20 protein-coding genes and 1 riboswitch are annotated in these 21310 nt (G+C 66.1%); of the genes, 13 read left to right on the top strand and 7 right to left on the bottom strand.

Translation table 11 applies throughout. The features are described from left to right. The first annotated feature begins 1 nt into the window (after window position 1). The gene (locus AC3WS4_RS16620; RefSeq protein ID WP_492736694.1) at window positions 2–865 is read left to right on the top strand and encodes a hypothetical protein; all 864 of its coding nucleotides are present in this window, start codon (window positions 2–4) and stop codon (window positions 863–865) included. Window positions 866–1072: 207 nt separating this feature from the next. On the opposite strand, the gene AC3WS4_RS16615 is transcribed toward AC3WS4_RS16620, so the two are convergent. From AC3WS4_RS16615 to AC3WS4_RS16605, 3 genes are all read right to left on the bottom strand, one after another. Continuing rightward, window positions 1073–3034 carry a response regulator gene (locus AC3WS4_RS16615; RefSeq protein ID WP_492736692.1) on the bottom strand — a complete coding sequence of 654 codons (1962 nt, stop codon included), beginning with the start codon at window positions 3032–3034 and terminating at the stop codon, window positions 1073–1075. A 113-nt stretch (window positions 3035–3147) separates the two neighbouring features. Beyond that, window positions 3148–4350 carry a serine palmitoyltransferase gene (gene spt / locus AC3WS4_RS16610; RefSeq protein WP_187140890.1) on the bottom strand — a complete coding sequence of 401 codons (1203 nt, stop codon included), beginning with the start codon at window positions 4348–4350 and terminating at the stop codon, window positions 3148–3150. Between the two features lie 94 nt (window positions 4351–4444). Further along, window positions 4445–4681, bottom strand: coding sequence for an acyl carrier protein (locus tag AC3WS4_RS16605; protein WP_492736690.1), 237 nt, complete (start codon window positions 4679–4681; stop codon window positions 4445–4447). Window positions 4682–4844: 163 nt separating this feature from the next. Here AC3WS4_RS16605 and AC3WS4_RS16600 point away from each other — a divergent pair, with 163 nt between their 5' ends. From AC3WS4_RS16600 to AC3WS4_RS16570, 7 genes are all read left to right on the top strand, one after another. Further along, complete coding sequence (locus AC3WS4_RS16600; protein WP_056346354.1) at window positions 4845–5435, top strand: Pycsar system effector family protein; 591 nt, start codon at window positions 4845–4847, stop codon at window positions 5433–5435. A gap of 23 nt (window positions 5436–5458) precedes the next feature. Beyond that, the gene (locus AC3WS4_RS16595) at window positions 5459–6652 is read left to right on the top strand and encodes a TIR domain-containing protein (RefSeq protein ID WP_492736688.1); all 1194 of its coding nucleotides are present in this window, start codon (window positions 5459–5461) and stop codon (window positions 6650–6652) included. Between the two features lie 99 nt (window positions 6653–6751). Further along, complete coding sequence (locus AC3WS4_RS16590; RefSeq protein ID WP_492736686.1) at window positions 6752–8149, top strand: MATE family efflux transporter; 1398 nt, start codon at window positions 6752–6754, stop codon at window positions 8147–8149. A gap of 133 nt (window positions 8150–8282) precedes the next feature. Then, window positions 8283–8573 carry a co-chaperone GroES gene (groES, locus tag AC3WS4_RS16585; protein WP_056346358.1) on the top strand — a complete coding sequence of 97 codons (291 nt, stop codon included), beginning with the start codon at window positions 8283–8285 and terminating at the stop codon, window positions 8571–8573. A gap of 78 nt (window positions 8574–8651) precedes the next feature. After that, entirely contained in the window at window positions 8652–10295 is a 1644-nt protein-coding gene (gene groL, locus AC3WS4_RS16580; RefSeq protein ID WP_056346359.1) for a chaperonin GroEL, read from the top strand. A 122-nt stretch (window positions 10296–10417) separates the two neighbouring features. Further along, window positions 10418–11602 (top strand): hypothetical protein, encoded by a 1185-nt coding sequence (locus AC3WS4_RS16575; protein ID WP_492736684.1) that lies wholly within the window; start codon window positions 10418–10420, stop codon window positions 11600–11602. Then, window positions 11599–12411: a glutaminyl-peptide cyclotransferase gene (locus tag AC3WS4_RS16570; RefSeq protein WP_492736682.1), complete on the top strand. Its 813-nt coding sequence runs from the start codon at window positions 11599–11601 to the stop codon at window positions 12409–12411. Before AC3WS4_RS16575 ends, AC3WS4_RS16570 begins: the two co-directional genes overlap by 4 nt. Here AC3WS4_RS16570 and AC3WS4_RS16565 read toward each other — a convergent pair. The 4 genes from AC3WS4_RS16565 to AC3WS4_RS16550 form a co-directional block, all read right to left on the bottom strand. Beyond that, window positions 12408–13088 carry a DJ-1/PfpI family protein gene (locus AC3WS4_RS16565; protein ID WP_492736680.1) on the bottom strand — a complete coding sequence of 227 codons (681 nt, stop codon included), beginning with the start codon at window positions 13086–13088 and terminating at the stop codon, window positions 12408–12410. The genes AC3WS4_RS16570 and AC3WS4_RS16565 overlap by 4 nt on opposite strands. Window positions 13089–13109: 21 nt before the next feature. Continuing rightward, a riboswitch (ZMP/ZTP riboswitch) is annotated at window positions 13110–13201 on the bottom strand. Between the two features lie 35 nt (window positions 13202–13236). Further along, complete coding sequence (locus AC3WS4_RS16560; protein ID WP_187140883.1) at window positions 13237–13449, bottom strand: hypothetical protein; 213 nt, start codon at window positions 13447–13449, stop codon at window positions 13237–13239. 81 nt (window positions 13450–13530) lie between these two features. Then, window positions 13531–13827 (bottom strand): hypothetical protein, encoded by a 297-nt coding sequence (locus tag AC3WS4_RS16555; RefSeq protein ID WP_056346368.1) that lies wholly within the window; start codon window positions 13825–13827, stop codon window positions 13531–13533. A 187-nt stretch (window positions 13828–14014) separates the two neighbouring features. After that, entirely contained in the window at window positions 14015–14332 is a 318-nt protein-coding gene (locus AC3WS4_RS16550; protein ID WP_056346370.1) for a hypothetical protein, read from the bottom strand. A gap of 236 nt (window positions 14333–14568) precedes the next feature. On the opposite strand from AC3WS4_RS16550, the gene AC3WS4_RS16545 reads away from it, so the two are divergent. The 5 genes from AC3WS4_RS16545 to AC3WS4_RS16525 all read left to right on the top strand — a co-directional run bounded on the left by AC3WS4_RS16545 (window position 14569) and on the right by AC3WS4_RS16525 (window position 21269). Further along, window positions 14569–15555 carry an ArsR/SmtB family transcription factor gene (locus tag AC3WS4_RS16545; RefSeq protein ID WP_056347243.1) on the top strand — a complete coding sequence of 329 codons (987 nt, stop codon included), beginning with the start codon at window positions 14569–14571 and terminating at the stop codon, window positions 15553–15555. Continuing rightward, window positions 15552–16493: a methylenetetrahydrofolate reductase [NAD(P)H] gene (gene metF / locus AC3WS4_RS16540; protein ID WP_492736677.1), complete on the top strand. Its 942-nt coding sequence runs from the start codon at window positions 15552–15554 to the stop codon at window positions 16491–16493. The genes AC3WS4_RS16545 and metF overlap by 4 nt, the downstream gene beginning before the upstream one ends. Further along, window positions 16490–17539, top strand: a complete 1050-nt coding sequence (locus tag AC3WS4_RS16535; protein ID WP_492736675.1) for a homocysteine S-methyltransferase family protein — start codon at window positions 16490–16492, stop codon at window positions 17537–17539. The genes metF and AC3WS4_RS16535 overlap by 4 nt, the downstream gene beginning before the upstream one ends. 121 nt (window positions 17540–17660) lie before the next feature. Then, window positions 17661–20288: a methionine synthase gene (gene metH / locus AC3WS4_RS16530; RefSeq protein WP_492738047.1), complete on the top strand. Its 2628-nt coding sequence runs from the start codon at window positions 17661–17663 to the stop codon at window positions 20286–20288. 12 nt (window positions 20289–20300) lie between these two features. After that, window positions 20301–21269 (top strand): phytanoyl-CoA dioxygenase family protein, encoded by a 969-nt coding sequence (locus AC3WS4_RS16525; RefSeq protein ID WP_492736673.1) that lies wholly within the window; start codon window positions 20301–20303, stop codon window positions 21267–21269. Window positions 21270–21310 lie beyond the last annotated feature (41 nt).

Raw genomic sequence — 21310 nt, 5'->3', positions numbered from 1 at the left:
CATGCACGACAGCCTGACCGATCTGGTCCGCGCCGAACTCGCCACCCCCGTCGATCCGCGCGCGCGCGTGATGGCCGCGGCGATCGCGGCGCAATATCCCGGCTCGGCGCGCGCGGTGCTGTTTTACGGCAGCTGCCTGCGCGAAACCCAGCTCGACGGGCTGATGCTCGATTTCTACCTGATCGTGTCCGACTATGGCGACGCTTATGGCCGGCGCTGGATGGCGGCGGCGAACCGGCTGATCCCGCCGAACGTCTTTCCGTTCCAGCACGACGGGCTGATCGCCAAATATGCGGTGCTGAGCGAAGCCGACTTCCACCGCCTGAACGGGTCCGAGACGCGCAACGTGTCGGTTTGGGCGCGCTTTGCCCAGCCGTCGCGGCTGGTGTGGGCGGTCGACGACACCGCGCGCGATCGCGCGATCGCCGCGGTTGCGCGCGCCGCGCCGACGTTGCTTGCCGCCGCCGGCGCGGTCGATGGCGAGCAACCGCTCGACTGGTGGCGCCGCGCCTTCGCTCTCACTTACTCGGCCGAGCTGCGCGCCGAACGCACCAGCCGGGCGCAGTCGGTGGTCGACGCGACCCCCGAACGCTATGCGCGCTTCAGCACCGCGGCGATGGCCGCGATCCCGGCGAATGCACGCGCCGGCGGCTGGATGCGCCGCCGCGCCGAAGGCAAGGCCCTCAGCATCGTCCGCCTCGCCAAGGCGAGCCTGACCTATGCCGGCGGGATCGATTATCTGGCGTGGAAGATCAACCGCCACGCGGGAACCAAGATCGAGATCAAGCCCTGGCAGCGGCGATGGCCGCTGGTCGCGGCGCTGACGCTGGTGCCGCGGCTGATGAAGAGCGGGGCGATACGGTAACGGCCGCTAGCGGGCGTAGATCCTCCCTGCGGCGAAGCCGTGGGGAGGGGGACCGCCGCGAAGCGGTGGTGGAGGGGCCGCGGCGCCGCACCGACGCCTGACGGCGTCGGCCCCTCCGTCAGCCCTACGGGCTGCCACCTCCCCATCGCTCCGCGACAGGGAGGATCGGCCAAGGTCCGCTTCCCACCCCCGACCAGCGACCCAACCTCAGCCGAATGCCGCGATCTTTTCCGTCGGCCGCGGTTCGCTGCTCCGCCGGATCGCCTGATCGAGCTGGGTCAGGGTGAAGGGCTTGCGCAGCACGTCATGGTCGCCGAACGCGGCGACCTCGCTCGCGTCGCCGGCGAAGCCGGTCACGAACAGCACCGCGAGGCCGGGCCAGCGCTGTTTCAGCTCGGCGACCAGCTCGGGGCCGGTGAGGTCGGGCATCAGTACGTCGGACAAGATCAGGTCGAAGCCGTGTTTTTCGACCAGCGCCGCGGCGTCGCGCGGATCGTTGCACGCGACCGCGCGGTGCCCCAGTTCCTCGACCGCCTCGACCGTCGCGGTGAGCACGCGCGGATCGTCCTCGACGACCAATATATGCAGCGCTTCGCTTGCGGTCTCGGTCGCGGCCACCGGCGATGCGACGATTTCGGTCGGCATGGCTTCGGGCCGCTTGATCACCGGCAGCAGCATCGCGACGCTGGTGCCTTCGCCCTCGGTCGACTGGATCTGCACCTCGCCGTCGGACTGGCGGCAGAAAGCGAAGACCTGGCTCATGCCGAGGCCGGTACCCTGTCCCGCGGGCTTGGTGGTGTAGAAGGGGTCGAAGACGCGTTCGAGCACGTCGGGTGACATGCCGCAGCCGGTGTCGATCACCTGCACCGCGAGCGCTGCGGGTTCGTCCTCGCCGTCGCCGAGCGTCCGGATCGTCAGCGCCCCATGGCCCTCCATCGCGTCGCGCGCATTGACCGCGAGGTTGAGCAGGGCGTTTTCGAACTGCTGGCGGTCGAGCCACGCCGCAAGCCCCGGCGCCTGCAGGTCGAGCGTCAGCGCGATGCGGTCGCCGATCGTGCGTTCGATCAGTTCGGCAAAGGCGGCGATGCTGTCGTCGACCACCATCATTTCGGGTCGCGCCGGTTCCGATCGCGCGAAGGCGAGCAGGCGGCGGGTCAGGTCGGCGGCGCGGTTGGCGCCGTCGAGCGCGTTGTGGATGTGCCGCTGTGCCTTGTCGGGCGCGTCGGCGAGCCAGCGCTGCGCGAGTTCGAGTCCGCCAACGACGACCGCGAGCATATTGTTGAAGTCGTGCGCGATGCCGCCGGTCAGCTGGCCGACCGCTTCCATCTTCTGCGCCTGCCGCAGCTGGTCCTCGGCCACCGCGCGCTCGGCCATCTCGTTGCGCAGTGCGCGGTTCGCCTGTGCCAGTTCGGCGGTGCGGTCGGCGACCGCGGTTTCGAGCTGGGTCGCGCGGTCGGCCTCCTCAAGCTGTTCGCGCCGCGCCAGTCGCCGATCGCCTTCGGCGCGGATCAGCGAGAAGGTTGCGGCGATGGCGATGATCGCGGCGGCGGCACCGAGCAGCGAAAAGAGCAGGATCGCCTGGTAGAGGCTGTCGCGGTCGGCGGCCGCGACGCGGTTGCGCTCGGCGAGCAGGGTGCGTTCGTTCTGGATCAACTGGGTCAGCAGGCGGTCGATACGGACCAGTGCGACGTCGTGGCCCGCGGCATTATATTTGGAGATCGCCGCGATCGTCTGCCGGTAATTGGCGCTGAGCGCCGCGTCGCCGAGTTGCGCGCCGCGGCGGTCGAGTTCGGTCGTCAGCTGCCTGACCAGCTCCGCCGCCTTGGGACTGTCGCGGACGTTGCGTCGCAGCATGGCCAGATATTGGCGCGCGAGGCCCCATTGCTGCTGATAGACGCGGCCATCCTCTTTTTGCAGCCCGACCGCGAAGCGCCCGAGCGCCGCCTCCGACCGCGCGAGCGCGGCGTCGAGGCTGCGCGTTTGCGATATGACTTCGAGGCTGTGGGCCTGCCAGCCGAGCGAGCGGTCGTAATTGTCGTTAGCGCGGGTCACGAGCAGGACGAGCGCGACGACGACCCCGACGAGGATCGCGCCGACGCCGATCGTCAGCCAGAAGCGGAGACGCTCCCGCCGGCCATCGTTTTCGCTGTCATAATCCCGCTCGAACACCCGGCGCTTGTACCGGACAAGCGCCGCGTGGAAAAGCCGCGAACGAGTCGCTGGGCGTTGGCCCCGTCAACTCGCCCCGAAAATGAGTCCGCTGGTCGGCCAGCCCACTCGATTCAGCTGATAATGCCGACGCGTTTGCCCGCACGTTCGAAGCGGCCGAGGATTTCGCCGACCTGTTCGCTGCTATGCTCGGCGCAGAGCGAACAGCGCAGCAAGGTCATGCCCGCCGGGGTTGCGGGCGGACGCGCGAGATTGACGTAGAGCCCCTCTTCGAGCAGCGCTTCCCACATCATCGCGCCCTGTTCGAGGTCGGGCATGATGACCGCGATGATCGCCGACTGCGGCTCTTCGGTGCCGAGCGTGAAGCCGAGATCGCGCAGCCCCTTGTGCAGCAGCTTCGAATTTTCCCACAGATGGGCGCGTTTGTTCGACCCGTGCATCAGCTTGCGGATGCTCGTCGCTGCGGTCGCGACGACGCTCGGCGGCAGCGAGGCGGTGAACACATAAGGACGGCAGACGAGCCGCAGGATTTCGAACTTCGGGTGGTTCGAAACGCAGAAGCCGCCGACGGTGCCGACGCTCTTGCTGAACGTGCCGATGACGAAGTCGACGTCGTCGAGCACGCCCTGCGCCTCGGCGACGCCGCGGCCATGTTCGCCGATGAAGCCCATCGAATGCGCCTCGTCGACGAGCACCATCGCGCCGGCCTCCTTCGAGACGCGGATCATCTCCTTGAGCGGCGCGATGTCGCCGAGCATCGAATAGACGCCCTCGAGCACGACCAGCTTACCTGCCTCGGGCGGCAGGCGCTTCAGGCGCTTTTCAAGCGCTTCGACGTCATTGTGGCGGAACGCGACGATTTCGGCATTGCCCATCGCGCAGCCGTCATAGATCGACGCATGGCTGTCGATGTCGAGGATGACATAGTCGCCCTTGCCGGCGATCGTCGAAATGATGCCGAGATTCGCCTGGTACCCGGTCGAGAACACCATGGCATGATCCATGGCGTAAAATTCCTTGAGCGCCTCTTCGCACTCCTTGTGGCCCTGATAGGTGCCGTTGAGGACGCGGCTGCCGGTGGTACCGCTGCCGAACTTGTCGAGCGCATCCTTGCCCGCGGCGATGACGTCCTCGTCGAAGGTCATGCCCATATAATTATAGGTGCCGAGCAGGATCGTCTCGCGCCCGTTGCAGATCGCGACGGTCGGCGAGACGACTTTCTCCATCACCAGATTATACGGATCGGTGACGCCTGTCGCGAGCAGATCCTCGCGCTGCTGGATCAGCGGATCGAATTTCGAAAAAAGGTCGGTCATTTTTGGTCTTCCGTGTTCCCCGGCGAAAGCCGGGGTCCAGATGAGTGGCGCGATATCGCATGGGCCCCGGCGTTCGCCGGGGAACACAAAGCTATCAGCCCTGCAGCTTTTCGACGGCGGCGATCAACTGGCCGACGGTTTCGATCTCGGCCTGCATGTTCATGCTGATGATGATGTCGAAGGTGTCCTCGACCTCGGCGACGAAATCCATCACCGTCAGGCTGTCCCATTCGAGATCGCCGGCAAAGGTGGTGGCGTCGCTCAGCTCGACGCCCTTTTTGTTGAACGGTGCGATCAGGCCGTGGATCTGGTCGGTGAGGGCGGTGCTCATAGGGGTGCGTCCCTTAAAGAAAGAATGTTGCGCGCGGGCATGCCGCGCTGTCCCCTGCTTGGCAAGCGAATGCGGCGGTATTCGGGCAGCATCTTGCCCGCGCCGGACGGACGTGCCATCGCTGCTGCGGGTCGCACCACACAGGCATGGCAGGGGCAAGCCGATGGACGACAAGGCCAGCGAGACCAGGAACCCGACCGGGGCGGCAGCGCCGCCGCCCGCGATCAGCTTTCCGCCGAACGCGGTCCATCTGGTGCGCACCAACCAGCAGATCACGCTGACGCTGTCCCAGATGGCCGACCAAAAGGCGTCGATCCTGATGGGGGCGACCTTCGTCGTCTTCACCCTCGCGATCGGCCAGGCGCGCGCCGGGGCGGGGGCGCTCGCCATACCGCTGGCGATCCTCGCGACCTTTTCCTTCCTGTCGGCGCTGCTCGCGATCTCCGCCGTCCTGCCGCGCGTCGGCAGGGCGCCGCCGATCGTCTACAAGGACGGCAAGGACCACAGCAATATCCTGTTCTTCGGGCGCTTTTCGCAGATGGAGGAGGATGAGTTTATCGACGCGGTGAAGACGCGGCTGCGCACCGAGGAAGATATTTACGAAACGATGCTGCGCGACACCTATCAGAACGGCATCGTGCTGGCGCGGCGCAAATATCGCTATCTGGCCTATGCCTATCGGCTGTTCGTTGTCGGGCTGACCGCGACCTTCATCGCCTTTGCGGTCGAAATGGCGATGCTGTGGAGCAAATGACGGCGTGAAGCATTAGGCCAGAGATGACCGACGTCTTCATCAGCTACAAGCGCGAGGAGCGGGCGCGCTGCGTCGCGATCTACAACGCGCTCGTCGACCTGAAACTATCGGTGTGGTTCGACGCGCATATCGAACCCGGCACCGATTTTGACCGCGAGATCGAGCGCGAGGTGCGCGGCGCCAGCGCGGTGCTCGTGCTCTGGTCCGAACGCGCCGCCGACAGCGACTGGATCCGCGCCGAGGCGCGTAGCGGGCGGCAGACGAACCGGCTGGTCGCGATCCGGCTCGACGATTGCCTGCCGCCGCTCGAATTCGCGTCGGTGCAGGCGATCGACCTGTTCAACCATCGCGATTTTCAGGCGAGCGAGGGCTGGCGCCAGATCGTATCGCGGATCGGACGCCTCGTTGGACGGCTGGGGCTCGGTGATTATGTCGGTTGCGAACAGGAGACCGACGCAGATCGCTGGCGCGCATGGATTGCGGACAACCCCGGCGATCCGCTGGTCGACAAGGCGAGGCAGCGGCTGGCGCTGCTGATCCGGCCCGAGCCCGCCTTATCCCTGGCGCAAGCCACGGCGCCCGCAGCCGATATCGCGCCGCCGGCGACCTCCATCCCGACACCGGCACCAGCCGAATCCGCCGCCGTATCCCCGCTATCATGGATAGGTCGTCACGGCTGGACCGTCGCAATCGCCGTGCTGCTGTTGTTCGGTACGATCGCGCTTTTCGATCGTTTCACGACCAGCGACAAGGCACAGAATGCGGCAATCGACGGCCCGCTGTCCGAACGTCCGTCGCAAGGCGTGCCTGTGCCGAACAATCCCGCCGCCGCCCCGGCCGCGACCGGGGTGGCGGGAAAGGACAAACCCGCGCGGTGCCCCGGAACCAATCCCTTTCGCATCGCCGCCTTGCCCGGGCGTACCGATCTGCAACCGCAATGGAAGCAGACGGCCGACAGCGTCTGGCTCGCATGGCGGAATTGTCCGGGTCTGGTCGTTGTCGAGGGTCATGTGGAAAAGGGCGGTAACAGCCGCGACGCATCGAACATGGCCATTAAAATGGCGGAACAACTCGCGCTGAAGGGGATTCCGGAAGGAACATTGACCTGGACCGGCAAAGGCGCGGAGACACCGCTGCCAGGCCGCGACCCAGGCGATGCGGCGAACCGGCGTGTCGAAATCTATCTGATGGAGCCCTATCACCCCGGCCTGCGCTGATCGCTGAATGTGGCCAATATGCCACCATCGCCGACAATCTTGGGCCCGGCACCAACGCTCGATTGAAACCCCCTGCGGCCGCGCCTATTCGGGCCGGCTGTGTTGCAGACCGCCACCCCCCTGACCGCGGATGTTCCGTCGGGTCTTCGCACCGAATTTCGGGCGACGCTGGCGCTCGCCTGGCCGCTGGCGGCGGCGAACCTGTTGCAGATGCTCGTCCATGCGATCGACGTGATCTTCGTGGCGCGGCTCGGCGACGCGGCGCTCGCCGCCTCGTCGCTCGGCGTTTCGATCTTCGGGTTGCTGTTGTGGACCGGCTCGGGGCTGGTCGGGGCGTCCGCGCCGCTGATCGCCGCCGAACTCGGTCGCCGCAAACATGCGGTGCGCGAGGTGCGGCGCACGGTGCGCATGGCGCTGTGGCTCAGCGCGCTCGTTGCCACGGTCTTCATGGGGATATGTGCGGCGGGCGGGCCGATCATGATCGCGACAGGGCAGGGCGCCGACATGTCGACGCGCGCCGCCGGGTTCCTGCTCATCTTGATGTGGGGCATGTTCCCGATGATCGCGGCGAGCGTGCTTCGGATCTTCGTGTCGGCGCTCGGCCGGCCGACGATCGCGACCGCGATCACCTTTGGTGCGCTCGGGGTCAACGCGCTCGGCAACTGGATGCTGGTGTTCGGCAATCTCGGCATGCCCGCGCTCGGCCTTCATGGCTCGGCGATCTCCAGCGTGATCACCAGCACGCTGATGCTGCTCGCTTATGTCTTCATCATCCAGTCCGACCGGCGGTTGCGGCGCTATCACCTGTTCGGCAACTGGTGGCGCAGCGAATGGACGCGCTTTTTCGAAATGTTGCGCATCGGCGCGCCGATAGCGCTGACCATTTTGGCGGAGGCGGGGCTGTTCACCGGCGCCGCTTTCCTGATGGGCCGCATCGGCGAGGCGCAGCTCGCGGGCCACACGATCGCGCTGCAGGTCGCGGCGCTGGCTTTCCAGATCCCCTTCGGCGTCGCGCAGGCGGCGACGATCCGTGTCGGCCTGGCTTATGGCGCGGGCGACCATCGCGGCATTTCCTATGCCGGGACCGCTGCGATGATACTCGGCATCGGCTTCATGGGGGTCACCGCGCTGACGATGTGGCTGTTCCCGTCGCTCGTCCTCTCGATCTATGTCGACGTCGACGCCGCGAAGAACGCCGCGCTCGTCGGCTTCGCGATGCAGTTCCTGGTCGTCGCCGCCGCCTTCCAGCTGTTCGATGGTGCGCAGGCGGTCGCGGCGGGGGCGCTGCGCGGGCTGCAGGACACGCGCACCCCGATGATCATCGCGATCTGCGGTTACTGGATCGGCGGTTATGGCACCGCGATCTATCTTGGCTTCTGGACGCCATGGGCCGGGGTCGGGGTGTGGATCGGCCTCGCGGTCGGACTGGTGCTCGTTGCCGGGCTGCTGCTGCTGCGGTGGCGGATGCGCGCCCGGCTCGGCCTGTTACCGGCCTGACGCAAAAACTTCACAAGAATCTTGTGGGAGTCGCCTTGACGCCTATCTGACTCCCACCCATATGCCCGCCTGTTAGCACTCCCCCGTGGCGAGTGCTAAAGGACTATAGTTCGTATCATTTGGAGGGAGTCCCATGGCTCAATTTCGTCCGCTGCACGACCGCGTGCTTGTCCGCCGTATCGAAGCCGAAGAAAAGACGGCCGGCGGCATCATCATCCCCGACACCGCCAAGGAAAAGCCGCAGGAAGGCGAAGTCGTCTCGGTCGGCACCGGTACCCGCGCCGATGATGGCAAGGTGACCCCGCTCGACGTCAAGGCCGGCGACCGCATCCTGTTCGGCAAATGGTCGGGCACCGAAGTCAAGGTCGACGGCGAAGAGCTGCTGATCATGAAGGAATCGGACATCCTCGGCGTCATCGCCTGATCCGTCCCCGCGTCCCTCGCGGACGCGATTTCAGTGTAAAGTTGCGCGGTTTTCCGTGCATTTCAAAGGAACAAGCCCATGGCTGCTAAAGACGTCAAATTCTCGCGCGACGCGCGCGAACGCATCCTGCGCGGTGTCGACACCCTCGCCGACGCGGTGAAGGTCACCCTCGGTCCCAAGGGCCGCAACGTCGTGATCGACAAGAGCTTCGGCGCGCCCCGCATCACCAAGGACGGCGTCACCGTCGCCAAGGAAATCGAACTCAAGGACAAGTTCGAAAACATGGGCGCCCAGATGCTGCGCGAAGTCGCATCGAAGGCGAACGACAAGGCCGGCGACGGCACCACCACCGCGACCGTTCTCGCCCAGGCGATCGTGCGCGAAGGCATGAAGTCGGTTGCCGCCGGCATGAACCCGATGGACCTGAAGCGCGGCATCGACCTCGCGGTCACCAAGGTTGTCGAAACGATCAAGGCACAGTCGAAGCCCGTTTCGGGCACCGCTGAAATCGCCCAGGTCGGCATCATCTCGGCCAATGGCGACACCGAAGTCGGCGAGAAGATCGCCGAAGCGATGGAAAAGGTCGGCAAGGAAGGCGTGATCACCGTTGAGGAAGCCAAGGGCCTCGATTTCGAACTCGACGTCGTCGAAGGCATGCAGTTCGACCGCGGTTACCTGTCGCCCTACTTCATCACCAACCCGGAAAAGATGCTCGTCGAGCTGGCCGATCCGTACATCCTGATCTTCGAAAAGAAGCTTTCGAACCTGCAGGCGATGCTGCCGATCCTCGAAGCCGTGGTTCAGTCGGGTCGCCCGCTGCTGATCATCGCCGAAGACATCGAAGGCGAAGCGCTCGCGACGCTGGTGGTCAACCGCCTGCGCGGCGGCCTGAAGGTCGCGGCCGTCAAGGCACCGGGCTTCGGCGATCGTCGCAAGGCGATGCTGCAGGACATCGCGATCCTCACCGCCGGTGAAATGATCAGCGAAGACCTGGGCATCAAGCTCGAAACCGTCACGCTCGCCATGCTCGGCCAGGCCAAGCGCGTCACCATCGACAAGGACAACACCACCATCGTCGACGGTGCCGGTGAAGCCGCGACGATCAAGGGCCGCGTCGAACAGATTCGCGCCCAGATCGAAACGACGACCAGCGACTACGACAAGGAAAAGCTGCAGGAACGTCTGGCGAAGCTCGCCGGCGGTGTTGCGGTGATCAAGGTCGGCGGCGCTTCGGAAGTCGAAGTGAAGGAACGCAAGGATCGCGTCGACGACGCGCTGCATGCGACCCGCGCTGCGGTCGAAGAAGGCATCGTCCCCGGCGGCGGTACGGCGCTGCTGTACGCGACCAAGGCCCTCGAAGGCCTGTCGGGCATCAACGAAGACCAGACCCGCGGCATCGACATCATCCGTCGCGCGTTGCAGGCTCCGGTTCGCCAGATCGCCGAAAACGCGGGCTTCGACGGCGGTGTCGTCGCGGGCAAGCTGTTCGACCAGAAGGACACGAGCTTCGGCTTCAACGCCTCGACCGACGTCTATGAAGACCTGGTCAAGGCCGGTGTCATCGACCCGACCAAGGTCGTCCGCATCGCGCTTCAGGACGCTGCCTCGGTTGCCGGTCTGCTGATCACCACCGAAGCCGGTATCGCCGAAACGCCCGACGACAAGCCCGCCATGCCCATGGGCGGCGGCGGCATGGGCGGCATGGGCGGCATGGACTTCTAAAGTCCTTGTTGCACCCATCGCTCGGCGCAAGCTGACAGGAAGGGCCGGGGAGGAAACTCTCCGGCCCTTGCCTTTTGTCCCTCGCGCTTGCGGGACAAGCGAGGGAAGGGCATGGAGACGGCATGACTCCCGCCACGCCCATCGACCGCCTCCGCGCCGCGCTGCTGGCCGATGAGGCGGCGCAGCTCCGGCTTGCTCCGCTTGCCGATACGGCGACCTTTCTCGACGCGATCACGGCTTATGCCGCCGAGCTCGGCCTGCCGATCACCCGCGATGCCTTTGCCGCCGGCCTTGCCCGCGCCGCGACGCCGCAGATGGAGCAGGAACTGCCCGCGCTCCGGCTCGCCGAAGCGCCGCCGCGCCATTGGTTGCCGGTTGAACTCAAACCCTATCAGGGCGCGATCGTCATCGAATGGCTGCATTTCGCCGACCTGCCGCTGACCGATCCCTTTTTCGAGGAAACATGGCGCAAGGTCCGGCTGCGGCCGTTCAACCGGCTGATGCGTGCCGCGACGCCGCTGTCGGCGATCGAGCCTTTCGTCGAGGCGCCGCCGCCTGACGGGCTCGTCTTCCATATGTCGCGCTGCGGTTCGACGCTCGTCGGCCAGATGCTCGGCGCGGCGCCCGACCATATCGTCGTCGCCGAACCGCCGGTCCTCGACACGGTGATCCAGCTTGTCGGACTGGGGCAGGTGTCGCCCGCCGCGATCCGCGCGATGGCCGGCGCGCTGACCCGCGATCGCGGCGGCGACGCCCGGCATCGCTTCATCAAGCTCGACGCCTGGCACGCTCTCGTGCTGCCGCTACTGCGCGGTATATGGCCCGACACGCCCTGGACCTTTCTCTACCGCGATCCCGTCGAGGTGCTGGTATCGCAGCAGCGCCGACCGGGGATGCATTGCCGGCCCGGCGTGCTGCCGCTCGAGGCCTATGGTGTCGATCCGGCGGAAGGCGCGGCGGCGGAGGATTATCCCGCGTGGATCCTCGGACGCATCTGCTCGGCCGCGGCGGATGCGGTCGACGGCGATTGCCTGCTGCTCAACTATGACCAGCTTCCCGCCGCCTTGACCGACGCGCTCCTGCCGCATTTCAGGGTCGCCCCCGATGCGGCCTCGCTCGACAAGATCGTCGCGGCGGGCGGGCGCTATTCGAAGGCGCCAGGTGAGGCCTTCACCGGCGATTCCGAGGCCAAGCAGCGCGAAGCTTCGCCCGCGCTGCGCGCCGCCGCAGCGCCGCTGCTCGCGACCTATGCGCGGCTCGAGGAACTGCGGCTCGCGGCCAAGACGCCGGCGGAGCCGGTGTCATGATCGCGTCGCGCGTGCTCCTGATCGCTGCGGCGGCGCTCGCGCTGCCCGCCGTCGCCGCCCCGCCCGCGCCGGCCCCCGCGCCCGCCGTGGCCGAGCCCGCACTGCCGACGGTGCCGCGCTGCGGCTATCGCATCGTCGAGACCTATCCGCACGACAAGGACAGCTTCACCCAGGGGCTCTTCTGGCACGATGGCTATCTTTACGAAAGTACCGGCCAATATGGCCGCTCGCGCCTCGCGCGGCTCGACCTTGCGACGGGCAAGGCGCTCGCCGAAACGAAGCTGCCCGTCGACGAGTTCGGTGAGGGCATCACGCGCTGGCGCGACCAGATCATCGGCGTCACCTGGCAGGGCGGCGTTGGCCATCGCTGGCGGCTTCAGGACCTGAAACCGATCGGCGATTTCCGCTACAAGGGCGAGGGCTGGGGGGTCACGATGGTCGGCGACGATCTCGTTCTCAGCGATGGCACGCCCGACCTGCGCTTTTTCGATCCCGCGACAATGACCGAAAAGGGCAAGGTTACGGTGCGCTTCGCCGGCCGGCCGCTGGCGATGCTCAACGAACTCGAAACGATCAAGGGCGAAATCTGGGCCAATGTCTGGATGACCGACGCGATCGTGCGCATCGACCCCGCAACGGGAACCGTCAAATCATATGTCGACCTGACGGGATTGAGCGCGACCGCAGGCGCTGGCGATCCCGACGCGGTGCTCAACGGCATCGCGTGGGACGCGAACAAGAAGCGCTTGTTCGTCACGGGCAAATATTGGTCGAAGCTGTTCGAGATTGCGCTGACCGACTGCCGCTAGGGCGGCGTCAGCGCTTCCTCCATCTTTGCCGCTGCGGCATCATAGACCCGCGTCTTCAGGTCGGCGGTAATCGCGGCGGGCGTCCGGTCGGGATGGCCGCCGGCGAAGGGCGGTGCGGGGTCATATTCGATCGCGAGCTGGATCGCCTGTGCGACCGCCTCGCCCTTCAGCCGCGCGATCAGGGTGAGCGCGAAATCGAGGCCCGAGGTCACGCCGCCGCAGGTGACGATATTGCCATGTTCGACGACGCGTGCCTTCACCGGTTCGGCGCCGACGCGCGGCAAAAGATGGGTGTAGCCCCAATGCGTCGTCGCGCGCTTGCCCGCGAGCAGCCCGGCGCGGCCGAGCAGGAAGGCGCCGGTGCACACGCTCGTCACCCATGCCGCGCCCGCCGCCTGCCGCGCGATGAAAGCGATCGTTGCCTGATCGCCCAAAGCGTCGACCACGCCGTGGCCGCCGGGAACGCAGAGAATGTCGGCTTGCGGCGCCGAGGCGAAATCATGCGTCGGCAGGATTGAAAAGCCACTGTCGGTGACGATCGGATCGAGGTTCGCCGCCGCACCGACGAGTGTGGCCCCGGGCATGCGGCTCAAGGCCTGAGCGGGCGCGGTGAAATCGAGTTGGGTGATGCCGGGGAACAGCAGGAAGACGATGGTGGTCGGCCGGATATCGGTCATGGGCGTGTCCTTGCGCTGGCGATGGATCACCCAGGCGCGCGGCTCGCAGGACCAACCGGTCCGTCCCGCTTCCCGATGGGACTCCATCTTCAGCGCCAGTCGCGGGACGCCTCCATTCTAGCGCCGCGGTGGCGCGGACGGAAGGCGGTTATTTCTTCGCCTGATCCTGATCGGCGGCGGTCGCGTCGGGGGGCGCCGTGCCATCGCGGCTTTCGAGCATCTCGGCGGCATCGTCGAGCGCCTTGGCTTCGCCGACGGTCACGCCGCCCGGGCCGGGTTCATTGTCGGTGCCGCCGCACCCGGTCATCAGCATCAGCGCCGCGGCAACGGGGGCCAGCGTGGCGGTCCTGCGGTTCGGCATCGTCTCTCTCCCGCAAAAAAGGGCTCCATCCGCTTTGGAATGGAGCCCTCTTTTTGATGCACGCGTCAGCGCGCCAACGACTTACTTCTTGTCGTTGGCTTCTGCCTTGGCGGTTTCGTCCTTGATCTTGTCGCCAGCGGCGGCAGCGGCGTCGCCGGCGGCGTTCACGGTGCCTTCGACGGCGTTGCCGGCCTTGTCGGCGGCAGCGGCGGTCGCGTCGGCGGCATCGGCTGCACCGGCGGCAACGGCATCGCCGGCAGCGGCGGCGTCATCGGCCACGGCGGCACCGGCTTCCGAGGTTTCTTCCTTCGCCTTTTCCGAGCAGGCGGTCAGGCTGAAAGCCGCAGCGGCGATCGACGCGATGATGAGTTTACGCATGGTAATTCCTTTCGAATGCCAAGGTGACCGGCATCCGGTCCCTGACGGCAAGGACTAACCCCCCGTCGCGCGCTTGGCAACCGTAGAGCAGCGGTGCGGGGCGCTGGTCCTTGTTCCAAAACGGAAAAGGGCCGCCGGCTTGCGCCGGCGACCCCTTATTCCTTCAGTCGAAAGACTGGCGGAACGCTTACTTCTTGGCAGCGTCGACAGCAGCCTTGGCAGCGTCGGTCGCTTCGGTAGCGGCCTTGGCAGCTTCACCGGCCTTGTCGGCAGCTTCACCAGCCTTGTCGGCGGCGCCGGTCGCGGCGTCGGCAGCTTCGCCAGCGGCAGCGGCGGTCGCGTCGGCGGCACCGGCAGCGGCGTCCATCGCACCGTCGGCAGCACCTTCGGTGGTGGCTTCGGTCGTCGCTTCGGGGGTTGCGGCTTCGTCAGCCTTCTTTTCGCCGCAAGCGGCGAGGCCCAGCGAGGCGGCGAGGACGAGCGACAGAGTGATCGACTTTTTCATATGGGAATACCCCTCTCGATTGAACTGATCGGTAGCATTCCGGAGACGGTCCATTCCGAACCCGGCGAGTTGCCAACCGCCCTTACCGCTACAATTTCGCAGAATCCGGTGCAACGGGCTTTTTGCGTGGTCTGGCGCAAATGAGACGAGGCGGTCGTTCATCTTTGGGAAAGGCGCCGGAAATGCGGCGCCGCGCTCGGTTGACTGGATATAAAGAAATCTTTATATGTGCGTATGTGACCGAGCTTATCGACATTTTCCGTGCCTTGGCCGACCCGACCCGCCTGCGAGTCGTCGCCTTGCTGCGCGAGATGGAACTGGCGATCGGCGAGCTTGCGGTCGTCCTCGAACAAAGCCAGCCACGCGTATCGCGCCACGTCCGTATCCTTGCCGACGCCGGGATCATCGAGCGCCGCCGCGAGGGGAGCTGGGTGTTCCTGCGTATCGCCGAGGGTGGTCCGGTCGGCGAAATCCTGGCGCGCGCCGAACTCTGGCCCTTCTCGCCGCGCGAGGCGCTGATCATCGGCTATGACGCGCAGCGGCTTGCTGCGGTGCGCACCGAACGCGCCGCGGTTGCCGAACGCTATTTCGCCGATCATGCCGCCGAATGGGACGCGATCCGTTCGCGCCATATTCCCGAAAGCGAAGTCGAGGCGGCGATGCTCGCGCTGGTGGCGGGCCGCCGGCTCGGCCATCTGCTCGATATCGGCACCGGGACGGGTCGGATGGCGGAGATTTTTGCGCCGAGCGTGCGCCGTATCACCGCGCTCGACCGCAGCCCCGAAATGCTGCGCATCGCACGCGCCAAGCTCGCCGACCAGCCGGTGCCGATCGACCTGGTGCAGGGCGATTTCCTGAACCTGCCGCTCGACGACGCGACGATCGACAGCATCGTGATCCATCAGGCGCTGCACTTCGCGCACGAACCCGACCGCGTGATCGCCGAGGCCAGCCGGGTGCTGCGGGGCGGCGGGCATCTGTTGATCGTCGATTTCGCGCCGCACGAGGATGAGGAAATGCGCAACGTCGCCGCGCACGCGCGCCTCGGCTTTTCGGACGCGCAGATGCGCGGCTGGTTCGCCTCGGCGGGCATGGTGCTCGAAAATTCGCAAACGCTCGAAGGCGGCGATCTGGCGGTCAAGCTCTGGCTCGGCCGCCGCCGCTCGGACGAAGATCAATCCCCCGTTCGCGAGGACGGGCAGCGCAAAAGGCTTGCGGCATGACGACCAATCTCAACTCGCTGGCGGAGGCGCATCGCGCCGCCGCGTCGCCCCTGTTTGCCGGACTTGCCGGCGACATCGGCATCAGCTTCGAATTTTTCCCGCCCAAGACCGATAAGATGGGCGAGACTTTGTGGGACTCGATCCGCACGCTCGAACCGCTCGGTCCGCGCTTCGTATCGGTGACCTATGGCGCGGGCGGGTCGACGCGCGAGCGCACCCACGCGACCGTCGCGCGCATCGTTCAGGAAACGGGCATCCCCGCCGCCGCGCACCTGACCTGCGTCGATGCCAGCCGCGACGAGATCGCCGAGGTCGCGCAGGCCTATTGGGATGCCGGCATCCGCCACATCGTCGCGCTGCGCGGCGACCCGCCGGTGAAGGGCGAGAGCTTCCGCGCCCACCCCGATGGTTATGGCTGCGCCGCCGATCTGGTGTCGGGCCTGCTCGAGATTGCGCCGTTCGAAATCTCGGTCGCCGCCAATCCCGAGATGCACCCCGAGGCGCTGAGTCCGCAGGCCGATCTCGACAATCTCAAGCGCAAGCTCGACGCCGGGGCGACCCGCGCGATGACGCAATTCTTCTTCGAACCCGACACTTTCTTCCGCTTCCGCGATGCCGCGGCGGCGGCGGGGATCACCGCGCCGATCCTGCCCGGCATCATGCCGGTCAGCAATTTCGCCGCGATCCAGCGCATGTCGGCGATGTGCGGCACCGACGTGCCGCGCTGGCTGGCTTCGTTGTTCGAGGGACTCGACGACCTCCCGGCGGCGCGCCAGCTCGTCGCCGCGACGACCGCCGCCGAATTGTGCCGCCGGCTTTATGCGGGCGGGGTTCGCGATTTCCATTTCTACACGCTCAACCGCGCCGAACTCAGCTATGCGATCTGCCATATGCTGGGGGTTCGTCCGGCGGCGCCCGCGACGGAGAAAGCCGCATGACCAGCGCGAGAGAAGCTCTCATTTCGGCGGCCAAGGAACGCATCCTGCTCACCGACGGCGCGTTCGGGACCGAGATTCAGAACTGGAAGCTGGCCGAGGCGGATTATGCCGGGTCGCTCGGGCTGAGCCACGACCAGAAGGGCAACAACGACATCCTCGCGATCACCAAACCCGAGGTGCCGGAGACGATCACCCGCGCCTATCTGGACGCCGGATCGGACATCGTCTCGACCAACACCTTCTCGGCCAATATGATCAGCCAGGCGGATTACGGCGCCGAGCATCTGGTCCGCGATATCAATGTCGAGAGTGCAAAGATCGCGCGGCGGCTCGCCGACGAATATGCCGCGAGGGACGGGCGCCCGCGCTTTGTCGCCGGAGCGATCGGGCCGACCAACAAGACCTTGTCCCTGTCGCCTGACGTCAACGATCCCGGGTTTCGCGAGATCGACTTCGACCATCTCAAGACCGTCTATCTTGAGCAAACGATCGCGCTGGCCGAGGGCGGCGCCGACTTCATCCTGATCGAAACGATCTTCGATACGCTCAATGCCAAGGCGGGCATCGCCGCGGTGATCGAGGCCGAAGCGAAGGTCGGGCGCGAGCTGCCGCTGATGATCTCGATGACGCTCACCGACCTGTCGGGGCGCAACCTGTCGGGGCATACGGTCGAGGCCTTCTGGTACGCGGTGCGCCACGCCAAGCCGCTGACGATCGGGCTCAACTGCTCGTTCGGCGCGGCGCAGCTGCGGCCGCATGTGAAAGTGCTATCGGAAATCGCCGACGCGCTGGTGATGGTCTATCCCAACGCCGGCCTGCCCAACGAACTCGGCGAATATGACGAGATGCCCGATACCACCGCGGGCCTTGTCGGCGAATGGGCCGAGCACGGCCAGGTCAATATTCTCGGCGGCTGCTGCGGTTCGACCCCGGCGCATATCGCGGCGATGGCGAAGGCGGTGACCGGACTCGCGCCGCGCGCATTGCCGCAGGTGCCGGTGCGCACGCGCCTCGCCGGCCTCGAACCCTTCACGATGGCGGCATAGTCCCCCTCCCGCCTGCGGGAGGGGCTAGGGGAGGGCCTGTCTCACCCCGCACCGACCGACGATGATTGAACAAGCCCTCCCCCGACTCCTCCCGCAAGCGGGAGGGGAGAAGATGGATCAGATGACCGAAACCGCTTCCTCCTCCGCCACCAATTTCGTCAATATCGGCGAGCGCACCAACGTCACCGGCTCGGCGGCGTTCAAGAAGCTGATCCTCGCCGACGACTATACCGCGGCGGTCGAGGTCGCGCGGCAGCAGGTCGAAAATGGCGCGCAGATCATCGACGTCAACATGGACGAAGGCCTGCTCGACGCCGAATATGCGATGACGACCTTTTTGAAGCTGATCGCCGCCGAACCCGATATCGCGCGGGTCCCGGTGATGATCGACAGCTCGAAATGGAGCGTGATCGAGGCGGGGCTGAAGTGCGTCCCCGGCAAGCCGATCGTCAATTCGATCAGCATGAAGGAGGGCGAAGAACCCTTCCTGGAACATGCGCGCAAATGCATGGCCTATGGCGCCGCGGTCGTCGTCATGGCGTTCGACGAGGTCGGGCAGGCCGACACGATGGAACGCAAGATCGAAATCTGCGAGCGCGCCTACAAGCTGCTGATGACAATCGGTTTCCCGCCCGAGGATATCATCTTCGATCCCAATGTCTTCGCGGTCGCGACGGGGCTCGAAGAGCATGACAATTATGCCGTCGATTTCATCGAGGCGGTCAAGGTGATCCGCGTCCGTTGCCCGCACGTCCATTTTTCGGGCGGGCTTTCCAACCTGTCGTTCGGCTTCCGCGGCAACGAGACGGTGCGCCGCGCGATGCACAGCGTTTTCCTCTATTATGCGATCCCCGCCGGGCTCGACATGGCGATCGTCAACGCGGGACAGCTCGACGTCTATGACACGATCGATCCCGAGCTGCGGCAGGCGTGCGAGGATGTTGTGCTCAACCGCAAGGTTGAAGGAGAGGTGGAATCGCCGACCGAGCGGCTGATCGCGCTCGCCGAACGTTACAAGGGCAGCAATCCGGCGCAGGAAAAGGCGGCCGAGGAATGGCGCGGCTGGCCGGTCGCCAAGCGGCTCGAACATGCGCTGGTCAAGGGCATCGACGCCCATGTCGTCGAGGACACCGAGGAAATGCGCCTGCTGCTGCCGCGGCCGATCGAGGTGATCGAGGGGCCGCTGATGGACGGCATGAACGTCGTCGGCGACCTGTTCGGATCGGGCAAGATGTTCCTGCCGCAGGTGGTGAAATCGGCGCGCGTGATGAAGAAGGCGGTCGCGCATCTGCTGCCCTTCATCGAGGCGTCGAAGGAGCCGGGCGCGAAGGGCAAGGGCAAGGTCGTGATGGCGACCGTCAAGGGCGACGTCCACGACATCGGCAAGAATATCGTCGGCGTCGTGCTCCAGTGCAACGGCTTCGAGATCGTCGATCTCGGCGTCATGGTACCCTGGTCGAAGATCCTCGAGGCGGCGAACGAGAATGACGCCGACATCATCGGCCTGTCGGGGCTGATCACCCCCTCGCTCGACGAAATGGTGACGGTGGCCGAGGAGATGCAGCGCGCCGGCATGACGATGCCGCTGCTGATCGGCGGCGCGACGACGTCGAAGGTCCACACCGCGCTGCGCATCGACGTCGCGTACAAGGGGCCGGTGCTCCATGTGCTCGACGCGAGCCGCGCGGTCGGCGTTGCGACCGCGCTGGTCAGCGACACCGGGCGCGACGCTTATGTGCAGGGCTTCAAGGACGACTACGCCCATGTTCGCGACGTGCGCGCGGGCAAGGGACAGAGCGTGCTGCATACGCTCGAAGAGGCGCGCGCCAATTATTACGACGCCTATCTCAGCGACAAACCGCCGCCGCCGCTCCAGCCCGGGCTGCACCGCTTCGACGACTGGTCGCTCGAGGATCTGCGCGATTGCATCGACTGGACGCCCTTCTTTCGGGCGTGGGAATTGCACGGCACCTGGCCGTCGATCATGAACGACGAGATCGTCGGCGAAACCGCGCGGGCGCTCAAGGCCGACGCCGATGCGATGCTCGACCAGTTGATCGCGGAGAAATGGCTGACCGCACGCGGCGTCTGCGCCTTCTGGCCCTGCGCGCGCGACGGCGACAGCGTCACTATCCACCTCGCCGAAGAAGAGCGCCATGTGACGCTCCCCTTCCTGCGCCAGCAGATCAAGAAGAGCCGCGACCGCGCCAATATGTGCCTTGCCGACTTCATCGACCCGGCGGGCGACTGGATGGGCGGTTTCGCGGTCGGCATCCACGGCATCGAGCCGCATTCGGAGCGCTTTCGCGCCGACAAGGACGATTATTCGGACATCTTGCTGAAGGCGCTCGCCGACCGCTTCGCCGAGGCCTTTGCCGAGCGGCTGCACCAGCATGTCCGCACGACCTTGTGGGGTTATGCGCCCGGCGAGCAACTGACCAACGAGGCGCTGATCAAGGAGGAATATCGCGGCATCCGTCCGGCGCCCGGCTATCCGGCGTGCCCCGACCACAGCCTGAAACCGATCCTGTTCGACCTGTTGCAGGCGGGCGACACGGCCGGGCTGGTGCTCACCGAAAGCTATGCGATGCTGCCCACCGCGGCGGTCAGCGGTTTCTATTTCGGCCATCCCGAGAGCCAGTATTTCGGGGTGGCGCGGATCGGCAGCGACCAGCTTGCGGACTATGCAGAGCGGCGCGGGGTCGATATCGAGACCGCGACGCGCTGGCTGCGCCCCAACCTCGACTGACGAAGGCTGTCCATGTCCGAAGTGCTTGAAATCGCCTGTCTCGAGGAATTTTGGGCGTCGCACAGCGGCAAGGGACCGCCGCTCGACGAGATGGTGGGAAAGCTGCTGCTCGACACGCTGGGGCTGGGCAACCAGCAGGTGTTCGAACAGCTTTATCAGGTGAAACCCGACTATGCGGGTTTCCAGGCGTGGATCCTCGACACCGCGGGGCCGCCCGACCCGCGCCTCGTCGATCGCTATCACGCCTGGCTCTATGAAATGCCGCCGGGCGAGGACGCGCAAGCGCAACTCGATGCGATCGCGGCGATGCCCGACGTGCTCGATGCTGCCGCGCTCGCCCATTGGGACGCGTATGGCTATGTCACCCTGTCCGACGCGATCGGTGCGGACGAGATTGCGGCGGTCAAGGCGCTGCTCTGGGGAGTGATCGACGCGTCGCCCGACGATGTCGAAAGCTGGTTCACCGCGAAGACCAACGGCATCATGGTGCCGCATTTCCAACATCCCGCGCTTGAGGCCGCGCGGCGCAGCCCGCGCGTCCATAAGGCCTTCGCCCAATTATGGGGCAGCGAAAATCTGTGGGTGACGATCGACCGCATGGGTTTCAACCCTCCCGAGCGCGCCGACCGGCCGTTCGCGGGATCGGACGTGCATTGGGATGCCAGCCTGGTCCAGCCGATCCCGTTCGGAACGCAGGCGGTGCTCTATCTCAGCGACACCGCCGAGGATCAGGGGGCATTCCGCTGCGTGCCCGGTTTTCACAAACGCATCGACGGCTGGCTGGCGGGCCTCGACGGCGCCAACCCGCGCGAGGCCGACCTCTCGGCTGACGTGAAGCACATCGCGGGCAAGGCCGGCGACCTGATCATCTGGCGCCAGGACCTGCCCCATGCGGCAAGCCCGAACCGCTCGGACAAGCCGCGGCTGGCGCAATATCTGACCTATTATTCGCCCAATATGACGATCCGACCCTGGCGGTAAGGGGTGGGTTTCGAACGGTTGCGGTCATGCTGCTAAGGTGG

The organism is Sphingopyxis sp. EU05-FHT14B03, from assembly GCF_058790875.1.
This window is presented reverse-complemented; position numbering and strand designations above follow the sequence as displayed.

Bases quoted from the DNA above. Each gene is read 5' to 3' on its own strand.
- AC3WS4_RS16620 (WP_492736694.1), top strand. From the start codon at position 2: ATGCACGACAGCCTGACCGATCTGGTCCGCGCCGAACTCGCCACCCCC.
- spt (WP_187140890.1), bottom strand. From the start codon at position 4,350: ATGACCGACCTTTTTTCGAAATTCGATCCGCTGATCCAGCAGCGCGAG.
- AC3WS4_RS16605 (WP_492736690.1), bottom strand. From the start codon at position 4,681: ATGAGCACCGCCCTCACCGACCAGATCCACGGCCTGATCGCACCGTTC.
- AC3WS4_RS16600 (WP_056346354.1), top strand. From the start codon at position 4,845: ATGGACGACAAGGCCAGCGAGACCAGGAACCCGACCGGGGCGGCAGCG.
- AC3WS4_RS16595 (WP_492736688.1), top strand. From the start codon at position 5,459: ATGACCGACGTCTTCATCAGCTACAAGCGCGAGGAGCGGGCGCGCTGC.
- groES (WP_056346358.1), top strand. From the start codon at position 8,283: ATGGCTCAATTTCGTCCGCTGCACGACCGCGTGCTTGTCCGCCGTATC.
- groL (WP_056346359.1), top strand. From the start codon at position 8,652: ATGGCTGCTAAAGACGTCAAATTCTCGCGCGACGCGCGCGAACGCATC.
- AC3WS4_RS16575 (WP_492736684.1), top strand. From the start codon at position 10,418: ATGACTCCCGCCACGCCCATCGACCGCCTCCGCGCCGCGCTGCTGGCC.
- AC3WS4_RS16570 (WP_492736682.1), top strand. From the start codon at position 11,599: ATGATCGCGTCGCGCGTGCTCCTGATCGCTGCGGCGGCGCTCGCGCTG.
- AC3WS4_RS16565 (WP_492736680.1), bottom strand. From the start codon at position 13,088: ATGACCGATATCCGGCCGACCACCATCGTCTTCCTGCTGTTCCCCGGC.
- AC3WS4_RS16560 (WP_187140883.1), bottom strand. From the start codon at position 13,449: ATGCCGAACCGCAGGACCGCCACGCTGGCCCCCGTTGCCGCGGCGCTG.
- AC3WS4_RS16555 (WP_056346368.1), bottom strand. From the start codon at position 13,827: ATGCGTAAACTCATCATCGCGTCGATCGCCGCTGCGGCTTTCAGCCTG.
- AC3WS4_RS16550 (WP_056346370.1), bottom strand. From the start codon at position 14,332: ATGAAAAAGTCGATCACTCTGTCGCTCGTCCTCGCCGCCTCGCTGGGC.
- metF (WP_492736677.1), top strand. From the start codon at position 15,552: ATGACGACCAATCTCAACTCGCTGGCGGAGGCGCATCGCGCCGCCGCG.
- AC3WS4_RS16535 (WP_492736675.1), top strand. From the start codon at position 16,490: ATGACCAGCGCGAGAGAAGCTCTCATTTCGGCGGCCAAGGAACGCATC.
- metH (WP_492738047.1), top strand. From the start codon at position 17,661: ATGACCGAAACCGCTTCCTCCTCCGCCACCAATTTCGTCAATATCGGC.
- AC3WS4_RS16525 (WP_492736673.1), top strand. From the start codon at position 20,301: ATGTCCGAAGTGCTTGAAATCGCCTGTCTCGAGGAATTTTGGGCGTCG.